This is a genomic window from Kitasatospora sp. NPDC093679 (assembly GCF_040683455.1).
GTDB classification, from domain to species: Bacteria; Actinomycetota; Actinomycetes; order Streptomycetales; family Streptomycetaceae; genus Kitasatospora; species Kitasatospora arboriphila.
Genome location: NZ_JBFBDW010000038.1, coordinates 23,810 through 40,531 on the forward strand (window position 1 = coordinate 23,810; position 16,722 = coordinate 40,531).

13 protein-coding genes are annotated in these 16,722 nt (G+C 75.4%); 2 read left to right on the forward strand and 11 right to left on the reverse strand.

Annotated features, from left to right (window positions below; translation table 11 throughout):
• Window positions 1–128 precede the first annotated feature (128 nt).
• The gene (locus tag AB0O09_RS26665; RefSeq protein ID WP_363545342.1) at window positions 129–566 is read left to right on the forward strand and encodes a DoxX family protein; all 438 of its coding nucleotides are present in this window, start codon (window positions 129–131) and stop codon (window positions 564–566) included.
• Between the two features lie 537 nt (window positions 567–1,103).
• On the opposite strand, the gene AB0O09_RS26670 is transcribed toward AB0O09_RS26665, so the two are convergent.
• The 6 genes from AB0O09_RS26670 to AB0O09_RS26695 all read right to left on the reverse strand — a co-directional run bounded on the left by AB0O09_RS26670 (window position 1,104) and on the right by AB0O09_RS26695 (window position 5,552).
• A complete protein-coding gene (locus tag AB0O09_RS26670; RefSeq protein ID WP_363545345.1) occupies window positions 1,104–1,817 on the reverse strand; it encodes a VIT family protein in 714 nt (237 codons plus the stop codon).
• 514 nt (window positions 1,818–2,331) lie between these two features.
• Window positions 2,332–2,688, reverse strand: a complete 357-nt coding sequence (locus AB0O09_RS26675; RefSeq protein WP_363545348.1) for a PRC-barrel domain-containing protein — start codon at window positions 2,686–2,688, stop codon at window positions 2,332–2,334.
• 105 nt (window positions 2,689–2,793) lie between these two features.
• Window positions 2,794–3,177, reverse strand: a complete 384-nt coding sequence (locus tag AB0O09_RS26680) for a VOC family protein (protein WP_363545350.1) — start codon at window positions 3,175–3,177, stop codon at window positions 2,794–2,796.
• Window positions 3,178–3,222: 45 nt separating this feature from the next.
• Window positions 3,223–3,390, reverse strand: coding sequence for a hypothetical protein (locus AB0O09_RS26685; protein ID WP_363545353.1), 168 nt, complete (start codon window positions 3,388–3,390; stop codon window positions 3,223–3,225).
• Window positions 3,391–3,681: 291 nt separating this feature from the next.
• Window positions 3,682–4,497, reverse strand: coding sequence for a DUF1206 domain-containing protein (locus tag AB0O09_RS26690; protein ID WP_363545356.1), 816 nt, complete (start codon window positions 4,495–4,497; stop codon window positions 3,682–3,684).
• Window positions 4,498–4,604: 107 nt separating this feature from the next.
• A complete protein-coding gene (locus AB0O09_RS26695) occupies window positions 4,605–5,552 on the reverse strand; it encodes a YafY family protein (protein WP_363545359.1) in 948 nt (315 codons plus the stop codon).
• Between the two features lie 56 nt (window positions 5,553–5,608).
• Here AB0O09_RS26695 and AB0O09_RS26700 point away from each other — a divergent pair, with 56 nt between their 5' ends.
• Complete coding sequence (locus AB0O09_RS26700; protein ID WP_363545362.1) at window positions 5,609–6,178, forward strand: NIPSNAP family protein; 570 nt, start codon at window positions 5,609–5,611, stop codon at window positions 6,176–6,178.
• 65 nt (window positions 6,179–6,243) lie between these two features.
• Here the strand turns inward: AB0O09_RS26700 and AB0O09_RS26705 are convergent, their stop codons facing one another.
• From AB0O09_RS26705 to AB0O09_RS26725, 5 genes are all read right to left on the reverse strand, one after another.
• A complete protein-coding gene (locus tag AB0O09_RS26705) occupies window positions 6,244–7,218 on the reverse strand; it encodes an alpha/beta hydrolase (protein WP_363545365.1) in 975 nt (324 codons plus the stop codon).
• Window positions 7,219–7,460: 242 nt separating this feature from the next.
• Window positions 7,461–8,342 (reverse strand): geranyl diphosphate 2-C-methyltransferase, encoded by an 882-nt coding sequence (locus AB0O09_RS26710; RefSeq protein WP_363545367.1) that lies wholly within the window; start codon window positions 8,340–8,342, stop codon window positions 7,461–7,463.
• A gap of 24 nt (window positions 8,343–8,366) precedes the next feature.
• Window positions 8,367–9,752 (reverse strand): family 2 encapsulin nanocompartment cargo protein terpene cyclase, encoded by a 1,386-nt coding sequence (locus AB0O09_RS26715; RefSeq protein WP_363545370.1) that lies wholly within the window; start codon window positions 9,750–9,752, stop codon window positions 8,367–8,369.
• 270 nt (window positions 9,753–10,022) lie between these two features.
• The gene (locus tag AB0O09_RS26720) at window positions 10,023–11,435 is read right to left on the reverse strand and encodes a family 2B encapsulin nanocompartment shell protein (protein ID WP_363545373.1); all 1,413 of its coding nucleotides are present in this window, start codon (window positions 11,433–11,435) and stop codon (window positions 10,023–10,025) included.
• 373 nt (window positions 11,436–11,808) lie between these two features.
• Window positions 11,809–16,593: a hypothetical protein gene (locus tag AB0O09_RS26725; protein WP_363545376.1), complete on the reverse strand. Its 4,785-nt coding sequence runs from the start codon at window positions 16,591–16,593 to the stop codon at window positions 11,809–11,811.
• Window positions 16,594–16,722 lie beyond the last annotated feature (129 nt).

The window sequence follows — 16,722 nt, forward strand, 5'->3', positions numbered from 1 at the left end:
ATGTCGTCAGTCTTGGTGTGCGGGCGTCACATCCGGTCCGAGTGTGCGGCCGGTGCCGGCCGTCGTCGCGCGTCCGACCGATTCCGGCCGCCTGCCCGATCTCCTCCTCCCCACCCAAGGAGTCCCCAGTGTCCGCAGACCTCTCGCTGCTCGTCGAGCGCGCCCGCCCCACCGTGCTGGGGCTGTTCCGCTCCGTGGTCTCGCTCCTCTTCGCGTGCCACGGCGCCGCGACCCTGTTCGGCGTCCTCGGCGGCGCCCACGGTAGGGCGCCGCAGGTCGGGCAGTGGCCCGGCTGGTGGGCGGCCGTCATCCAGCTGGCTGCGGGCGCCCTCGTCCTGCTGGGGCTGGTCGTCCGCCCGGCCGCGCTGCTCTGTTCCGGTTCGATGGCCTACGCCTACTTCGGCGTCCACCAGGAGCACGGCCTGTGGCCGATCCAGAACGGCGGCGAGCCCGCGGCGATGTTCTGCTGGGCCTTCCTGCTGATCGCGGTGACCGGACCTGGCGCTCTGGCGCTCGGACCGGCGGTCCGGCGCCGAAGCGGTGGTGCGGTCGTGGCCTCGGCCTGATCTCCACGGCCTGCCGGGAACGGCTCCGTGCGGCCGTTCCCGGCCCGGCCGGCGAAGCGCCCGGCGGGAGTGGATGTGCGGGTGCTGCACTCGGTGCTCGGGCCGGGCGCTCTCGCCCTGCCTTTCGGCCGGCCGGTGGGCGAGACGGACGGTCGCCCAGCCGATCGGCCCGGCCGGGCCGGTCCACAGCAGCGGCAGGAACATCATCCACGCCCAGCCTCCACCGTCCCCGTACATCACCGTGACCACCTCCTCGGCATCCCCTCTTCCAGCCTGTCCGGACAGGGCAGTGGACGACGGCCTGGGCCCTCCGGCCCCGGACCGTGAGCCGAACGGCACGCTCACCGTGCCGTCGTGGCCGGCCGCCCCCGCGGTCGGGGCGCCGGGCGCGGCACGGCCGAGTGGCTGTGGGCCCGGTCGTCGGTCGGATGGTGAGGGGCGGCGGCACGTCGACCGGCACTGTCCCGGCCGGGAGGTGGCCGGCGCTCGGGGCCGTCCCCGGCCGGTCGGCTGCTCTCGCCGTGCGGTGCCCGGGGCTCACACGCCGGACACCTGGGCGAGCTGGCCGACGGCTGCGGTGACGGCCATCGCGAGTCCGCCGCCGATGACGACGCGCAGGGTCGGCCGGAGGACGGCCGTGCCGGCGGCGAGGGCGGCGAGCACGCCCGCCAGGGCGAGGCCGCAGAGGGTGACGGCGACGATCAGCCACAGGCGTGCGCCGGCCGATCCTGCGAGCAGGCCGAGGAAGGGGACGAGTCCGCCGGCGAGGAAGCTGGCGGCGGAGGCGAGCGCGGCCTGGACCGGACGGGCGGCGGTGTGTTCGCTCTGGCCGAGCTCGTCGCGCAGATGGGCCTGGAGCGGGTCGGCCTCGTGCAGGGCCTCGGCGACCTGCCGGGCGAGGTCGCGCGGGACGCCGCGGCCTTCGTAGATGGCGGTGAGTTCGTCGAGTTCCGCCTCGGGGGCTTCGGCGAGCTCGCGGGCCTCCTTGGCCCGGTCGGCGGTCTCGACGTCGACCTGGGAGCTGACGGAGACGTACTCGCCGGCGGCCATCGACATCGCCCCGGCGGAGAGGCCCGCCAGGCCGCCGGTGACGACGGTGGAGGTGCTCGCCCCACTGGCGGCGAGGCCGACCATCAGACTGGCGACGGAGACCAGACCGTCGTTGGCGCCGAGCACGGCGGCCCGCAGCCACCCGGCCCGGCCGGCGGCGTGGCTCTCCCGGTGCGGACCGAGCCTGTCGAAGAAGGTCATCCGTGCGGTGTCCCTGGGCGAGGGTGTACCTGGGCGTTCGAGTCGTCCTGGTCAGTATCGGCAGGCGGTGGGCGGTTGTCGCTCCCGGACGACCGCTCGGTGACCGCCGGGGCCCGTGCCACCCGGCCGTGCGCCCTCGCGGGGCCGCGGCGCCGGGTCGTGCCCCGCCGAGCCCCTGGGCGACCTGCGCGGCGACCGGCCCGTGGACGAGGAGCCCGACCGGGTCGAGGACCGCGGGCCCGCCGCGTGGGCGAAGGCCCCCGATCCGAGCGCTCGCGCAGCCGGTACGACCCGGCCTCCCACGTGGCACCCCGGGCGTACGGCAACTGACCGGCCGAGGCCGGCCGATCGGCGCAGAATGCCGGCACGGTGCAGCGCCGCGGCCGGCTCACGGCCTCGCACGACGGCCGCGGGCCGAACCTCCGATCCCTCCGGTCGGATCGCTCAGCCGGGCGATCCACCCGGCCTGCGCGGTACGCCGTCCGCTGTTTCCGCGGGGGCACCGGCCGGTCCGTCAGCGGCGGGCGAGGCGGCGTTCGCCGCCGGCCCCGGGCGCGTAGTCGAGCTGGTAGTGGGCGAAGACGGCCGGTTCCTGGTCGGCGGCCAGGACGCCGTCGGTGTCGATCGACGGCGCGTCCTTCACCAGGGCCTTCGGATGGGCGACCTTCAGGTAGCCGGGTCCGGCGGTGGCTCCGTCGAGCGGGACGAAGACGAGCCGGTGGCGGGTCGGCAGGCCGACGGTGACCGTGGCGAAGGACGGTTCGTCGGTCGCCGTGTCGACGTAGACCGACTCCAGGACACCGATCTTCTTGGCGTCCTGGTCGACGACGTCGTGCTGGCGCCACTCGCGGACGTCTGCGAGCTGGATCATCGGTGGCCTCCGGTCCGTCGAGTCCCGCGCTCCGCCGCGGGGCGGCCCCGCGACGGGTAGCGTCTGCCCGCCCCGACCCTCGGCAACCACTGCCCGTCGGGGTCCTCAGGACGCCGCCGCGGCCCGGTCGGACTCGCTGCGCAGCACGCAGAACTCGTTGCCCTCGGGATCGGCGAGGACCGCCCAGCCGGAGCCGTCGGGATCGCGGCGGTCGGCGACGAGGGTGGCGCCGAGGCCCAGGAGCCGTTCGACCTCCCGGTCGCGCGAGGTCTCCGGGCGCAGGCAGAGGTGGAGCCGGTTCTTGACCGTCTTGGCCTCGGGCACCTGGTTGAAGTACAGGACCGGGCCCTCGGCCAGCATGACCCGGACCTCCGGATCGCCCGGCCGGTCGTCGGGATGCAGCGGCCGGCCGGTCACCCTGCTCCAGAACCGGGCCAGCCCGTAGGCGTCCGCACAGTCGACCGCCACGTTCTGCACCACCGAGACCATGCCGGCGAGCCTCGCCGATTTCCGTGCCGCGCGCCAGCGGGTTTCCTACCGGCTGGGACGCCGGCCGCTCCTGCGGAAGCGCGCGCCCCCGAGGGCCACCGCGACGAGGAGGACGACGATGCCGATGAACAGGAGGTACAGCAGACCGTGCGCGGCCACGCCGATGAGGCCGAGCACGATCGCGAGGAGCACCAGGAACAGGATCCAGGCCATGGGAGTCCGCCTCCGTCCGAGGAGATGACCGTGCCCGGAGCCGCCGACGGCGGGCACGTCACCCGGCGGGCGGCCCCGGCTGCCGGACCCCGCTGCCGGGGCCCGCGCGGAGCGCATGCCCAATCGGCGGCGGTCGATGCACCGCGCGGCCGGCCGGGGCGGATCGGCACACGGCGGCCGGCGCTCGCGACCGTCGCGGAGCCCTCGACGAGGTCGTGCCGGGCGATCCGCTCCCGCTCGGACGGCCGCCACCGGCACGCGAAGCCGATGGCGAGCGCCCTCGGGCGTCGCTCACAGCCGCCGCCACCTGGCCGAGGCGAAGGAGAACACGCCGAACAGGACCAGGCCCGCTGCCACGGCCACGAGCAGCCATGGACCGGCCGCGCCGTCCGCGAAGGAGCGGAGGGTGTCGTCCATGCCCTTCGCCCGCCCCGGATCGAAGCGGACCGCGGCCACGAGCACGAAGACCCCGGCAGCCCCGAAGACCGCCCCGCGGGCGACATTGCCGACGACTCCGGTCGCGGTCACCGCCGACCGCACGCGCCGGTCCATCGAACCGGTGTCCAGCTTCTTGAGGAAGCGGCGCTGCACCGCGCGGACGGCGATGGCGACTCCGACGGCCAGGAGCACGGCGCCGGCGCCGGCCACCACGTACCGCCCACCGGGACGGCTCATCACGGCCGCCGTCCAGTCACGAGAGGCCGCGTCACTGCTCGAACCCTCGCCGGCGCCGGCTGCGAACCTCAGCGTCCCCGAGCAGACGGAGGCGTAGAACACGGCCCGGCCCGCACAGAGAACCCGACCGGCGGTACGCGTCTCCCCGGCTTCACCGAACACCGCCGTCGAGGCCCGCCACAGCGCCATTCCGGCGAAGCCGACGACCAGTGCCCACAGCACGACCGCCCCGAAGGGCTGCTCCGCGATCCGGTGGAGCGCACCCCGGCGGTCGGCCTCCTCACCGCCGCGGTCCCCGGCGATCTGCAACGCCAGGACTCCCACCAGGACGTAGACCACGCCCCTGGCGACGAAGCCCGCACGGCCGGCCCCGCGCAGCACCCGGCCCCCGACGCCGCCACGGACCGTCGCACCGCGGACGGCAGACACCATCGCAACCACCCCTTCCCGGCCCGCCCGACGGCCGGGCGGTCACCGCCGGCCGTCTGCCCCCCTCCGCGCCTTCCACGCACCGGCCGGCAGGACGGCACCACGGCGGTTCACCCGGCCACCTCCGGCGCCCCGACGTACTGCGAGGCCAGGGCCCGGACCGTCCCGGCGATGCGGTCGCGCAGTTCCGCCGGTGCGAGCACCACCACGTCGGCCCCCAGCCGCAGGAACTCTCCGTGGGCGTGGTCGACCGACTCGATCGGGACGCGGGCCTCCGTCCAGCCGTCGCCCGCCCGCGGCACCCCGAGCCGGCGGGCACCCTCCGGGGTGAGCCGGACCAGCGCCTCGCCGGTGTGCAGCCGGCCCCGGAAGTCCGCCAGGTAGGCCGCCCAGTACCCGCCCAGGTCGAACCCGTCCGGCACCGCGAACCCCTCCTCCAGCGTGCGGAGTCCGACGATCTGGTCGATTCGGTACGTGCGGATCCCGGTCGGCCCGCCCGCGACCAGGTACCAGCGGCCCGCCTTGAGCACGAGCCCGTACGGTTCGACCCGCCGCTCGATCTCCTCCGGTGCCCGCCAGCGCCGGTACCGCAGGACCACCGCCCGCCGCGTCCACACCGCGGCGGCGACGGCCGCGAGGTGCGGGGTGTCGTCCGGATCGCCGTACCAGCCCGGGGCGTCGAGCAGGAAGCGCTCCTGGACCCGCCCGGCGTGCTCGCGCACCTCCGCCGGAAGGGCGGCGTGCAGCTTCAGCCGGGCGGCGGCGAGCGCCTCGCCGAGGCCGAGGTCGGCGGCGGCGCCGGGGAGCGCGGCGAGGAAGGCGGCCTGCGCCTCCTCGGCCGTCAGCCCGGTGAGCCGGGTCCGGTACCCGTCGACCAGCCGGTAGCCGCCCTCGTGCCCGGCCTCGCCGTACAGCGGGATCCCGGCGGCGGCGAGCGCATGGACGTCCCGGTAGACGGTGCGGACGGACACCTCCAGCTCCTCGGCGAGTTGTTCGGCCGTCAGCCGTCCCCGGTTCTGGAGCAGCAGGAGCAGGGAGACCAGCCGACTCGCACGCATGCCGGTCAGTATCCCCTGACGGGGGATGTCAGGGGAGTGCCCCTAGCCTGCGGCGCATGAGCATCGTGGAGCTGCGCCAGTACACCCTGCATCCGGGCGCCCGGGAGACCCTGATCGAGCTGTTCGAGCGCGAGTTCGTGACCGGCCAGCAGGCGGCCGGCATCACCGTCGGCGGCCGGTTCCGCGACCTCGACGACCCGGACCGCTTCGTCTGGCTGCGGTCCTTCCCCGACATGGACCGTCGGCGCCGCTCGCTGGAGGCCTTCTACGGCGGCCCGGTCTGGCGGGCGCACCGCGACGCGGCCAACGCCACCATGGTCGACAGCGACGACGTCCTCCTCCTGAACGGCCGCGGCTACACCCCCGACCCGGCCGCCCGCACGGTGCTCGCCACCGTCTGCCACCCCGCCGACCCGGCCGCCTTCGACGCCTACGCCGCCCGGCACCTCGGCCCGGCCCATGCGCTGCACCGCACCGAACACGCCGGGAACGACTTCCCCCGCCTGCCCGTCCGCACCGGCGAGGACGTCCGGGTCTGGTTCGGCCCGGCCGAGCCGCCGCCCTGGCCGGCGCGGCGGCTGCGGCTGGAACCCGTGCGAGGTGGCCCGGGCCGCCGGGTCGGCTGAACCGGAAGAGGGCGGTGCGGTCGGTGCCGTCGGCGAGCCCGGGGTCCCCGCGGTGAGGGGTCGGCTCACCACCCGTGGAGGGCGTCGCGCAGGGTGTCTCCGGCGAGTCTCAGGGCGACGTTGTTGGCGGCTGTGTCGCGCAGGCTGTCGAGCATCATGAAGTCGTGCACCATGCCCAGGACGCGGACCGCGGTGACCTGGACCCCGGCGGCACGCAGCTTCGCGGCGTAGGCCTCCCCCTCGTCGCGCAGCACGTCGGCCTCGTCGGTGATGATCAGGGTCGGCGGCATCGCCCGGAGCTGCTGGGCGGAGGCGCGCAGCGGTGAGGCGTGCGGGTCGGCGCGCTCGGCGGGGTCGGTGGTGTACTGGTCCCAGAACCACTGCATGCCTTCGCGGGTGAGGAAGTAGCCCTCGGCGAACTGCAGGTAGGAGGGGGTGTCGAAGGCGGCGTCGGTGACCGGGTAGAGCAGCACCTGGCAGGCGAGGCGCAGCCCGCCGCGTTCGGCGTTCATCATCGCGAAGACGGTCGACATGTTGCCGCCGACCGAGTCGCCGCAGACCGCCACGGTGCCGGGGTCGAGGCTCCTGGCCGGGCCGTGGTCCTTGAGCCACTGGCCGACGGCGTAGTTCTGCTCGATCTGGGTCGGGTACTTGGCCTCGGGCGCGCGGGTGTAGACGGGGAAGACGACGGCGGCGTTCGCGCGGACGGCGAGTTCGCGCACGAGGCGGTCGTGGGTGTTCTCGTCCCCGAAGACCCAGCCCGCACCGTGGATGTAGAAGATCACCGGCAGGACGCCGGTGACGCCGGCCGGCCGGACGATGCGGGTGCGGACCGTGCCGTGCGCACCGGCGTCGACGTCGAGCCACTCCTCGTCGACCGAGGGCTTGTCGACGCCGGCGCCGGTCTGCAGGCCGGCCAGGGCGTCGCGGCCTTCGGCCGGGGCGAGTTCGTAGATGCGCGGGTGCGGGTCGGTGGCCTTCGCCAGATCGGTGGCGGCCGGTTCCAGGACCGGGGCGGCCGGGCGGGAGGTCGTGGCCATGGGGGCCTCCGTAAGGTCGTCGGGCGGCCCGGGAGGGGCCGCCGCGCGACCATCCTTTCCGCGCGCGGTGCGGGGCGCGTGCCGGGCCCTCGGGCGAAGGGGCCGAACGGGTGATCCGTCCGGCGCCCGTCGGCTGCTCCCACCGCTGCACCGGTCGAGGCTGCCACCCCCTGGGGGAGTGGCAGCCTCTCGGTGCCGTCACGGAGCCGCGGCGGACCGCAGGCCCCGCCCGCTCGGCGGGTTCAGACGCGGTCGGCCGCGATCAGCACGTACTGGAACGAGCCGTCCTTGTAGGAGTTGATGAACGCCTCCTCGATGCCGGTGACCAGCGAGGACGTGGCCCGCAGCTCCCAGTACGGCAGGGTCGCCGGGGTCAGGTCGACGACGGCCTGCGGGACGAGCCGGTTGTCGGCCATGGCCTGCATGTACTCCCGGCGGGAGTGGATGTTGCACTCGAAGTGCGCGTTGATCTGGGAGACCCACTTCGAGGGCTGGCCGTACCGGGGGTTCCAGCAGCCGGTGATGGTGACGTACCGACCGCCGACGCCGAGGATCCGCGCGTGCTCGGCGAAGAGGTCGTGGAGGTCGACGTACATGCTCGACTCGTTGTTCCACGAGGCCGAGACCCGACCGGTCTCGAACGGCATGTCGAGCATGTTGCACACGCGGGCGCGGACGTGGTCGCCGATGCCCAGGTCACGGGCGCGTCCGTTCGCGAACTCGGCCTGCTTGGCCGACAGGGTGACGCCCTCGACCTTGCACCCGAAGCGCTGGTGGGCCATCACCATCGAGCCGCCGCGGCCGCAGCCGGCGTCCACGAGGGTCCCGTCCGCACCGACGGCGCCGAGGTGGTCCAGGAGGACGTCGGTCTGCGCCGACTCCAGGCGGTGCAGCTCGGCGATCAGCTTCTTCTCGTACGTGCTGTCCTCGGGGTCGCCGAGGGCGGCGTGGTCGACGTCACCGATGCCGTAGTGGTGGTGGTAGAGACCGTCGACGTCGCCCAGGCGAAGGTTCACGGGCCGGGCCTCGTGGTCCCAGTAGCGCGCGATGTCGCCCTGGTAGGGAGTCGCCGGGCCGGGGATCACGGCCGAGGCGGGGGCGGCGGCGAGCTGAGTGTTGGTCACAGATGATTCCGTTCTTACCGGTTCTTACCAGAAATCGGGCAGGCTGTAGCGGTAGGTGTTGGTCTGGTGCCAGTAGTGGTTGCCGTCGACCCAGGCGGCGACGCCGCGCAGGAAGCGCAGCACCACGGGATGGGGGACCTCGGCGGCGAGGTCGGCGGCCGCGGCCTCGAAGGCGTGCATCAGGTCGTTGTGGACCTCGACGGCCTTCAGGTAGGCCTCGCGGACGGAGCAGTCCTCGCGCTCGGCGATCACCACGGGCAGGTTCAGGTGCCGGCCGGGGCCGGCCAGTTCCTTGGTGTACGAGTACAGGTCGTTGACGATCGTGGTCGCGTTCCCCGCGAGCGCGATGACCCGCTGCATGGCGGGCAGGGCGTGCAGGTCCGCGGGGAGTTCGTAGCCGCCCACGGTGTCGGTGATGGTCGGGCAGGGGCGGAAGTTGTTGAACTGGCGCATTGCCAGGTACTCCCACACCTCCGGCACGTGGTCCGTCTCGGCCCAGGCCGCCTCCGCGAGGTACCCCAGGTGCAGCCGGGCCATGTCGTGCCGGTACCGGTCGGCCTGGGAGTGGCCGGCCTGCTGGACGAAGTACTGCATGGCCGAGCGGTAGGCGCGCCGCGGCGCGTCCGCGTGCAGCGACTCCGCCCAGTCCGGCTGGTACTCGGCCGTCGTGTGGAGCGGGTCGAGCGCGGTGTGCGCCAGCAGCAGCCGGCCGCCGAGGCCGACGGGCGAGCCGCCGTGGTCCTCGCAGTAGCAGTCGTCGAGGGCGTTCTCGGCCGCCATCAGCCGGGTGGCGATCATCAGGTGCTCGACGGTCGGGGCGTCGGGATGGCACGCGACCATGTAGCGGCCCAGCGAGAACCCGTCGAACTGGTCCTCCCAGTCCGGGGGGAAGAGTTCGACCTCCTCCACCGCCCACGCCTTGATCCTGCGGCTGACCTCCTCCACCCGGTGGGCGTCCGGCTCCGGGATCGGGTGGTGGTAGAGACCCGGGACGGGCCTGCCCGCGGCAGGCTCGGCCGGTTCGGCGGACGCGGACGGGCCGGACTGTCCGGTCGGTCCGGTCGGCGCCTGGAGAGGGGGCAGGTAGAGCCCCGTCGTGCCCAGGCCGCTCGGACCGCGCAGGATCTGCTGCAGCACCGGGCTCGTCGCCGGCGCAGGGCCGGGCGTCGGCGCCGGACCCGGTGGCCGCACCGGGTGGGGTGTCCGCACCGAGCCGGATGCCTGCACCGGTCCGGACGTCGACGCCGCGGCGGCGCCCTGCGGCACGGTCCCGCCGACCGGAGCGGGCACGGGCCCGCTCCCCGGGACCGGCGGGAAGGCCGCAGGCGGTCCGGGTAGTCGGCCGGCCCCGCCGCCGGACGTGGCGGACGGCGGGCTCGCCCTGCCGGGCAGAGGCACAGGGACAGGCATCCGTAGCTCCTTGGTGAAGGGTGGGAACGTCCCGGATCCGGGCACGTCGGGCGGGGCCGAGGGGGTGCGTGCTGGGTGGGGGTGCCGACGGGCAGGGCGGCCGGGCCGTCCCGTCCGGGCGCGCCGGGGCATGCCGGACCGGCGCAGCGGTTGTCCAGGTCCTGCGTCCGGCTTCCGCCACGGGGCGGTGTGCGGGAGCAGGCCGTTCGCCGGGCCGCTGGCCGCCGGGTCCACGTGGTTCGGCGGGGCCGGTCGGCCGGGTCGACGGCGCTAGCCGTCCCGGCGGCCGATCTGCACGTTCTCCAGTACGCCGAGCGCGTCGGGCACCAGGATCGCCGCGGAGTAGTAGGTGCTGACGAGGTAGGAGATGACCGCCCGTTCGTCGATGCCCATGAACCGCACCGACAGGCCCGGCTCGTACTCGTCCACCAGCCCCGTCCGGCGCAGACCGACGACGCCCTGCTTGTCCTCCCCCGTCCGCATCACGAGGATCGAGGTGGTGTTCTCCCTGCTGATCGGGATCTTGCTGCACGGCAGGATCGGAACGCCGCGCCACGCCGGGACCTGCTGCCCGCCGAGGTCGACGTGGTCCGGGTACAGCCCGCGGGCGTTGAACCCGCGGCCGATGGCGGCGATCGCCCGGGGATGCGCGAGGAAGAACCGGGAACCGCGCCGGCGGCAGAGCAGTTCGTCCAGGTCGTCGGGCGTCGGCGAACCGGAGCGGCTCTGGATCCGCTGCTTGAACGCGGCGTTGTGGAGCAGGCCGAACTCGCGGTTGTTGACCAGCTCGAACTCCTGGCGCTCGCGCAGCGCCTCGACGGTGAGCCTGAGTTGCTCCTCGGTCTGGTTCATCGGCTCGTTGTAGAGGTCGGCGACCCTGGAGTGGACCCGCAGCACGGTCTGGGCGACCGACAGCTCGTACTCGCGCGGTTTGAGCTCGTAGTCGACGAACGAACCGGGCAGCTCGAACTCGCCGGTGTGGCCGGCCGACATCGCGATCTCGGCCTCGCCGTGCCGGTTCTGCCGCTGGAGCGGGATCGCCGAGAACCGGTCGACGTGCGCCCGGAGGCCCGGAGCCGCCTCCAGCACGGCGTGGAAGTCCGCCCGCGAGAGCGTCAGCAGGGTGCCGGCGGTCTCGGCCGTGGCGGTGCAGTCCCAGGTCGCCCCGGTCTCCAGCAGGGCGTGCTCGCCGAAGTGGTCGCCGTCGGCCAGGACGGCCACGGACACCGCCTCGCCGTACCGGCCCTCGGAGCTCTGGGCGACCCGGCCGTGGGCGATCAGGTGGATCCGCTCGGCGGGCGTGCCGCGCTCCACCAGCACCTCACCCGCGCGGAAGTCGCGCTGGACGCAGCGGCCGGCGAGCGCGGTCAGCACGGCCACGTCGTCGAAGCCGCGCAGCACCGCGAGTTCGCCCAACTCGCGCGGGATCACCCGGACCCGGGCGCCGTCCTGGACGAACTCGATGCGCCCGTCCCCGACGGTGTAGGTCAGCCGCCGGTTGACCCGGTAGGTCCCGCCCTCGACCTCCACCCACGGGAGCATCCGCAGCAGCCAGCGGGAGGTGATCTCCTGCATCTGCGGCACGGACTTGGTCGTGGTGGCGAGGTTCCGGGCAGCAGCCGTGCCCAGGCTGCTCCGCCCAGTCGGCTCCGACTGCGCCGGCTGGCTGGTGTCCACCGTCATCGAGCAGGCTCTCCTTCAGTAACAGCGGCGACCGGCACGGTCCACGTCGTACGTGGCCGGGGCGAACGGGGCGATCGTCCGCGCAGGCCGCTGACCTCCAGGAGCAAACTAGCCGCCGGGGCGGCCAGTTGGCCCGACGCGCCCGCCGCATTGCCTCGAAGTGATGATCTTTTTCGCCAGCATGTTTGTGTTCGCACAGGGTGCATACGATGAAGGATTGGTCTGCGACGGAGTGCGCGCCGGAGTGCGTGTCGAGACCGGACGCCGGGACCGGGCGCCGAGGCCGGTCCCGAGACCGGACGTCCTGGGGTTGCTGCCGGGTCCGGTCCCGCCACCACCGGGACCGGACCCGGCAGGCAACGGTGTCCGGCTGTCAGCCGTCGGAGGCCGCCGGGGCGTCGCCGTGCTCCCGCTGCCAGGCCGCGGCGAACATCTCGTGCAGCGGGGCGACCGGCAGCACCCGGACGAAGGGGGAGCGGACGGTGTTGCCCCAGAGCGGGGTCACGGTGTGGGCCGCGAGCTTGACGGTCTCCAACGGGAGGTGCGGGGCCTTCAGTTCGGTCCAGTCGCCGGGCAGGAAGAGCGTCCGGCCCGCCCTGGCACGCTTGGCCTCGACCACCGCTCCGGTGGCGAGGAGTTCCTCGCGTGCCGCGGTGTGCTGCTTGGCCGCCCAGCCGTTCCAGCGGCGGACGTTGCGGTCGGTGGGCGCGGCGAGCGTCGCGAGCTGGAGGTACAGCGCCGCGGCGTCGGCGCCGACCGCGAGCCGGTCGCACACCCGGGCGACCAGCTCCGGGCAGGACTGCCGCGGGTCGGCCTCGTACGCGCCGGCGGGCACGGCGCCGGAGCGGGCCCGGTCGAGCATGCGTTCCAGGCCGCCGCCGGGCAGCAGGGGTGCCACCCGGTCGAGTTCGCGGGTCAGCCCGGTGATCCCGCGGAGCGTGCGCCACACCTGCGGGTCGGCCGCCGCCGCGGGACGCAGGAACGCGCCGCCGCCGGGCGCGCAGACGACCAGCGGCCCCGAGTCGTAGGCGGTCTGCGGCAGCGGGCCCTCCTCCTTGCGGCGGTCGCGCGCGACCGGTATCCGCGCCGGTCCGAAGCGCTGCTCGATGCCCTCCGGGGTGTCCCGGACGGATCCGCCGGCGAGATCCAGCAGCAGCTCCGGGCGGGCGAGTTCGGCGCGCAGCCGGTCGTGGAGCGCGGCCGCGCCGGCCACGGCCGGGTCGCCGACGGGCCGGTCCGTGCACGCCCACACCAGGGCGCTCGCGATCACCTGCAGGGGCAGCCCGACCGGGGTGCCGTACCGCAGTTCGACACCGGCCGCCGGGACGGCCCGGACGTCGACCCCCGTGCTGTACGGGGTGGCCGTCAGCTCCCAGCCCGCGGCCTCCACGGTCGCGTCGGTGGCGGCCTCGTAGCCGCCGGCGAGCCGGCGGGCCCAGACCTCGGGCAGGCCCAGCTCGGCCTCCAGCGCGTCGGCAGCCTCGTCGTGGACGGCGGGCTGAGCACCGAGGCGCGCGCACCAGGCGGCGGCCATCCGTTCGACGGCGGCGTCGACCCCGCCGGGCTGCCACAGTTCGGCCGGGTCGTCTGGCAGTGCGGCCGCCAGGACGGCCCGCCGGCCGTCGCCGCCGAGCCGTGCGCACAGCCGGTCGTAGGCGTCGACGGTCATGGGCGTCGCCCGGTAGGGGGCTTTGCGCAGCAGGCTGCGGTGGTCCTCGCGGTCGGACCCGGCGACCAGGCCGGCCACCACGAGCCGGGCCACCGCCCGCCGGACGCCGGTCAGTTCGGCGAACCGGGCTGCCGCGGCCTCCGGGAGGGGGAGCGGACCGTGGGCGTCGATCGCGGCGAGCAGGGCCCGCAGCCGCGCGGCGTCGTCCCGTGCGACGACGACGAGCCGGGCCTCCGGAACGGCCCTCGTTACCGGGTCGCCCTCGGTGGGCTCGGCGTGCCGGGCGGCGGGCGCGGCGAACCAGTGCTCCGACGATCCGGCCTGCACCGCGGCGGAGGCCACCGCCGTCCCGTCCTCGCGCAGTGCGTCCAGGGCCGCGGCGGGGGCCCGGCCCACCCACCACCGGCTGCCGGCGGCGGCGAACGGCTGGTGCGCCCAGGTGTCCAGGAGCGCCAGCAGGGCGGCTCGCGACGGGTCCGCGGTCGCCGCCACGGCCGCCCGCCAGGCGGCGGCGTCGATCGCGCCGAGCAACTGCGTCCAGTCGTGCGGCGGCGCGGGGGGTGAGAGGCGCCGCACCTCCTCGGCGAGGGTGCCGGCCAGGCAGGCGCCGTCGGCCGCGAGCGCGGACAGGGTGGCCGGCAGCGGCACGTCCGGAGTGCGCCGCCACGGGTCCCGGCCGCCGGTCCCGACCAGCCCGTACAGGGCGGGCACCAGCTCGGTGTCCGGTGCGGACCGGCCCGGCAGGGCCGGCGGCGCCTGGGTGAGCAGGGTGACCCGGTGGTGCAGGGCGAGCCTGCGGTCCTCGACCCGGACGGCCCGGACGGCCACCGCAGCGACGGCCTCGACCAGCACCGGGTCGGTGACCTCGGGCAGTTCGCGGGCGATCGCCGTGCGCAGCTCCCCGGCGCCGCCGCGGGCGGCCGCGAGCAGCGCCTCCGCGCCGGTGCGCCCGACGCCGCGCAGCGCCCGCGATCCGGCCTCGTCCCGGGTGCGCAGCAGGTACCAGAAGGCGGGCGGCAGGGCGACGCCGTTGGAGACGGTGGCGCGCCGGGAGCGCTTCGCCCACCTGCTGGCGGGTGAGCGGTGGCCGTCCAGCTCCCACAGCAGGCTGCCGTCCGCGGTGTAGGCGCGGACGCCGGTGCGGGTCTCGGCCTCGGCGAGGACGACGTCCTTCACCGCGCCCTGGGGCGGTGCCCACAGCCCCCACGGCTGCTGGCCCTGGCGGTCGACGTCGAAGCGGGCGGTGCGCCCGTCGACGCTCTCCAGCAGGTAGTGGTCGGGCGCGGCGTTGCGGTGGGGGGTGCGGTAGAGCACCCGGGTGCCGACCAGCCCGTCCCGGCTGCCCAGCGGCGAGTCGGTCGTTCCGGCCGGCAGCGGCGCCAGCTGCAGTGCCTCCACGTCCAGGGCCATGCCGATCTCGGACGGCTCGGCGGCCGGGTCGGTGCTCGCGGGGCGGCCCGGGAAGTCCGGCAGCTCCACGACCCCGCGGGACTCGCCGGTGACCGGGTCCAGCAGCTCCCACGGCCGGCGCCGGAAGACGCCGTTGGCCCAGGTCCGTGACCCGTCGGAGAGCTGCAGCTCGTAGCGGTCGATGCCCTCGGTTCCGCCGGGGCGCAGCACCCGTTCGCCGCCGTGCCGTCCGCCGCCGTCCGCCGTTTCGAACTGGAAGCCGAACGCCCCGTCCAGGCTGCCGTCGTACGGCACCAGGCCGCCCGTGTCGTCCGGGGTGAACGGCTCGTCGGGACGGTCGGCCCAGACGGCGGTGTGGGGACGGTCCTTGGCGGTCCAGCTGACCAGGAAGGAGCCGCCGACGTAGTGGACCGCGAACGTGGTGGCGTCGTCGGGCACGGTGAACCGGCAGGAGGCCCGGACGCCGTCCGGGGCGACGGCGACGGCGCGGGTGCGTCCGAACACCGTCAGCACCGGCCAGGTGGAGGTCACCCCGGACACGCCGGGGAGCGGGCCGTCCTCGTCCTCCGCCGCCCGGGAGTCCGCTGCGGCGTCGGCGGCGTCGGCCGCGAGCTCGGCGTACGCCGACTCCAGGGCGGGCCAGGCGAGTTCCTCCGGCAGGCCGGCCCGCAGCGAGCGGTGCAGCGAACCGGCGGCGCCGGCCGCGGCGAGGGCGTCGGCGATGCCGCCGAGGGCCGTCACGGTCGGCCGGTCCAGCAGGGTCGCCAGTTCGGCGACGGCCTCCTCGGCGCCGGCCATGCCGCCGCCGGCGACGGTGTCGACGAGCCTGCCGACCCGCGCGGCGACCGCCTGGGCGATGCCGTCGTTGCCGGGCAGCAGCGTCACCGCGGTGCCGGCGCGGCGTGCACGGGAGGGCCCCCACTGCGGCAGCAGGCCGGCGTGGACGGTGCCCTCCAGCCGGGGGCCGAACACCGGATCGGCGGCGAGGGCGGCGAGGTCCCGCCGGGACCGCTCGCCCCAGAAGTGCATCCGGATCTGCGCGCCGGGGTCGAGGACGGCGACGTCGGCGGCGAGGCACGCGTCCAGCAGGTCGGCGTCCAGCCCCTGCCAGTGGTGGCGGGTGGTGTGCAGCTCGACCGGGGTCCCCGCCGCCCGCAGGCGGGGGGCCAAACGCCCTACCAGGTCGAGGAGTTCGGCCGGGAGCTGCTGCCGTCCCACGCCGCCGCCGGGCTGCGCCGCGTACTGGTACATGTGGACGAAGCGCCCCAGCCAGCGGGGCAGGCCGCCCTCGGGTTCCACCCGGCCGTCCGCCATGGCGTCGGCGGCGCCGCAGCCGATCAGCAGCCGCAGCCAGGCGCCGCCGTCCGTGGTGCCGTCGGGGAAGATCCCGACCAGAGCGGCCAGGAGCGGGTGCTCGGGCGGATGGGCCGTCAGGAGCGGAGCGGCGGCGTTCAGCAGGGCGTCCGGCACCGCCTTGTCGCGGGTGACCGCCAGGACCGCGCCGACCAGCCGCGCCACCTCGTCGTCCCCGAGCCCGGCGGCCTTCGCCGAGGCCCGCGCCCGGCGGACCAGATCGGCCGGCAGGTCGGCGGAGGAGCCGGCCCACGCGGTCAGCAGCCGGTCGAGGGCCGCGTGCGCGGCGGCCGGCTCCAGCGTCTCGGTGAGGAACCGCTGGTGCGCCGCCAGCTCCTTGGCCGGCATGGCCCCGGCCGCCGCGAACAGCAGCGCGTTGGCCCGCCGGTAGCCGGCGTCCACCGGCAGGCCGTGCTCGGCCTCCGCCGCGCGGGCGGCCGCGTAGGCCCGCCCGGCGGCCCGGCCGCCGGTGCCGATCAGCCGGTGCCCGACGGTGTCCCAGAACCACGGCAGATGGGCCGGCGGGAGCTGCCGCGCCTGGCGGGCCATCGTGTCCACGAACGCGCCGGGCTTGTGCCAGGACCGGTTCAGCCGGTCGGCCATCAGGGCGGCCAGGTTACGTGCGGCGTCCGCCGCGTCCGGGTCGTGCGCGGCGACCCAGTCGGGGTACGTGGTCGAGCGGTGCGGCCCGGCGGCGGGCAGCAGGGATTCGAGCGAGGCGATCATGACCCGGATCGTCGCACGCCCCACTGACCACCCCGGCCCGGCCCCCGGCCGTTCCACCCGGCCGGACTTGACGGATCGTCCCCTCCGACCCCGTGCCCCGCACCGTCCGGGGCCGCACGGCTCCGGCCG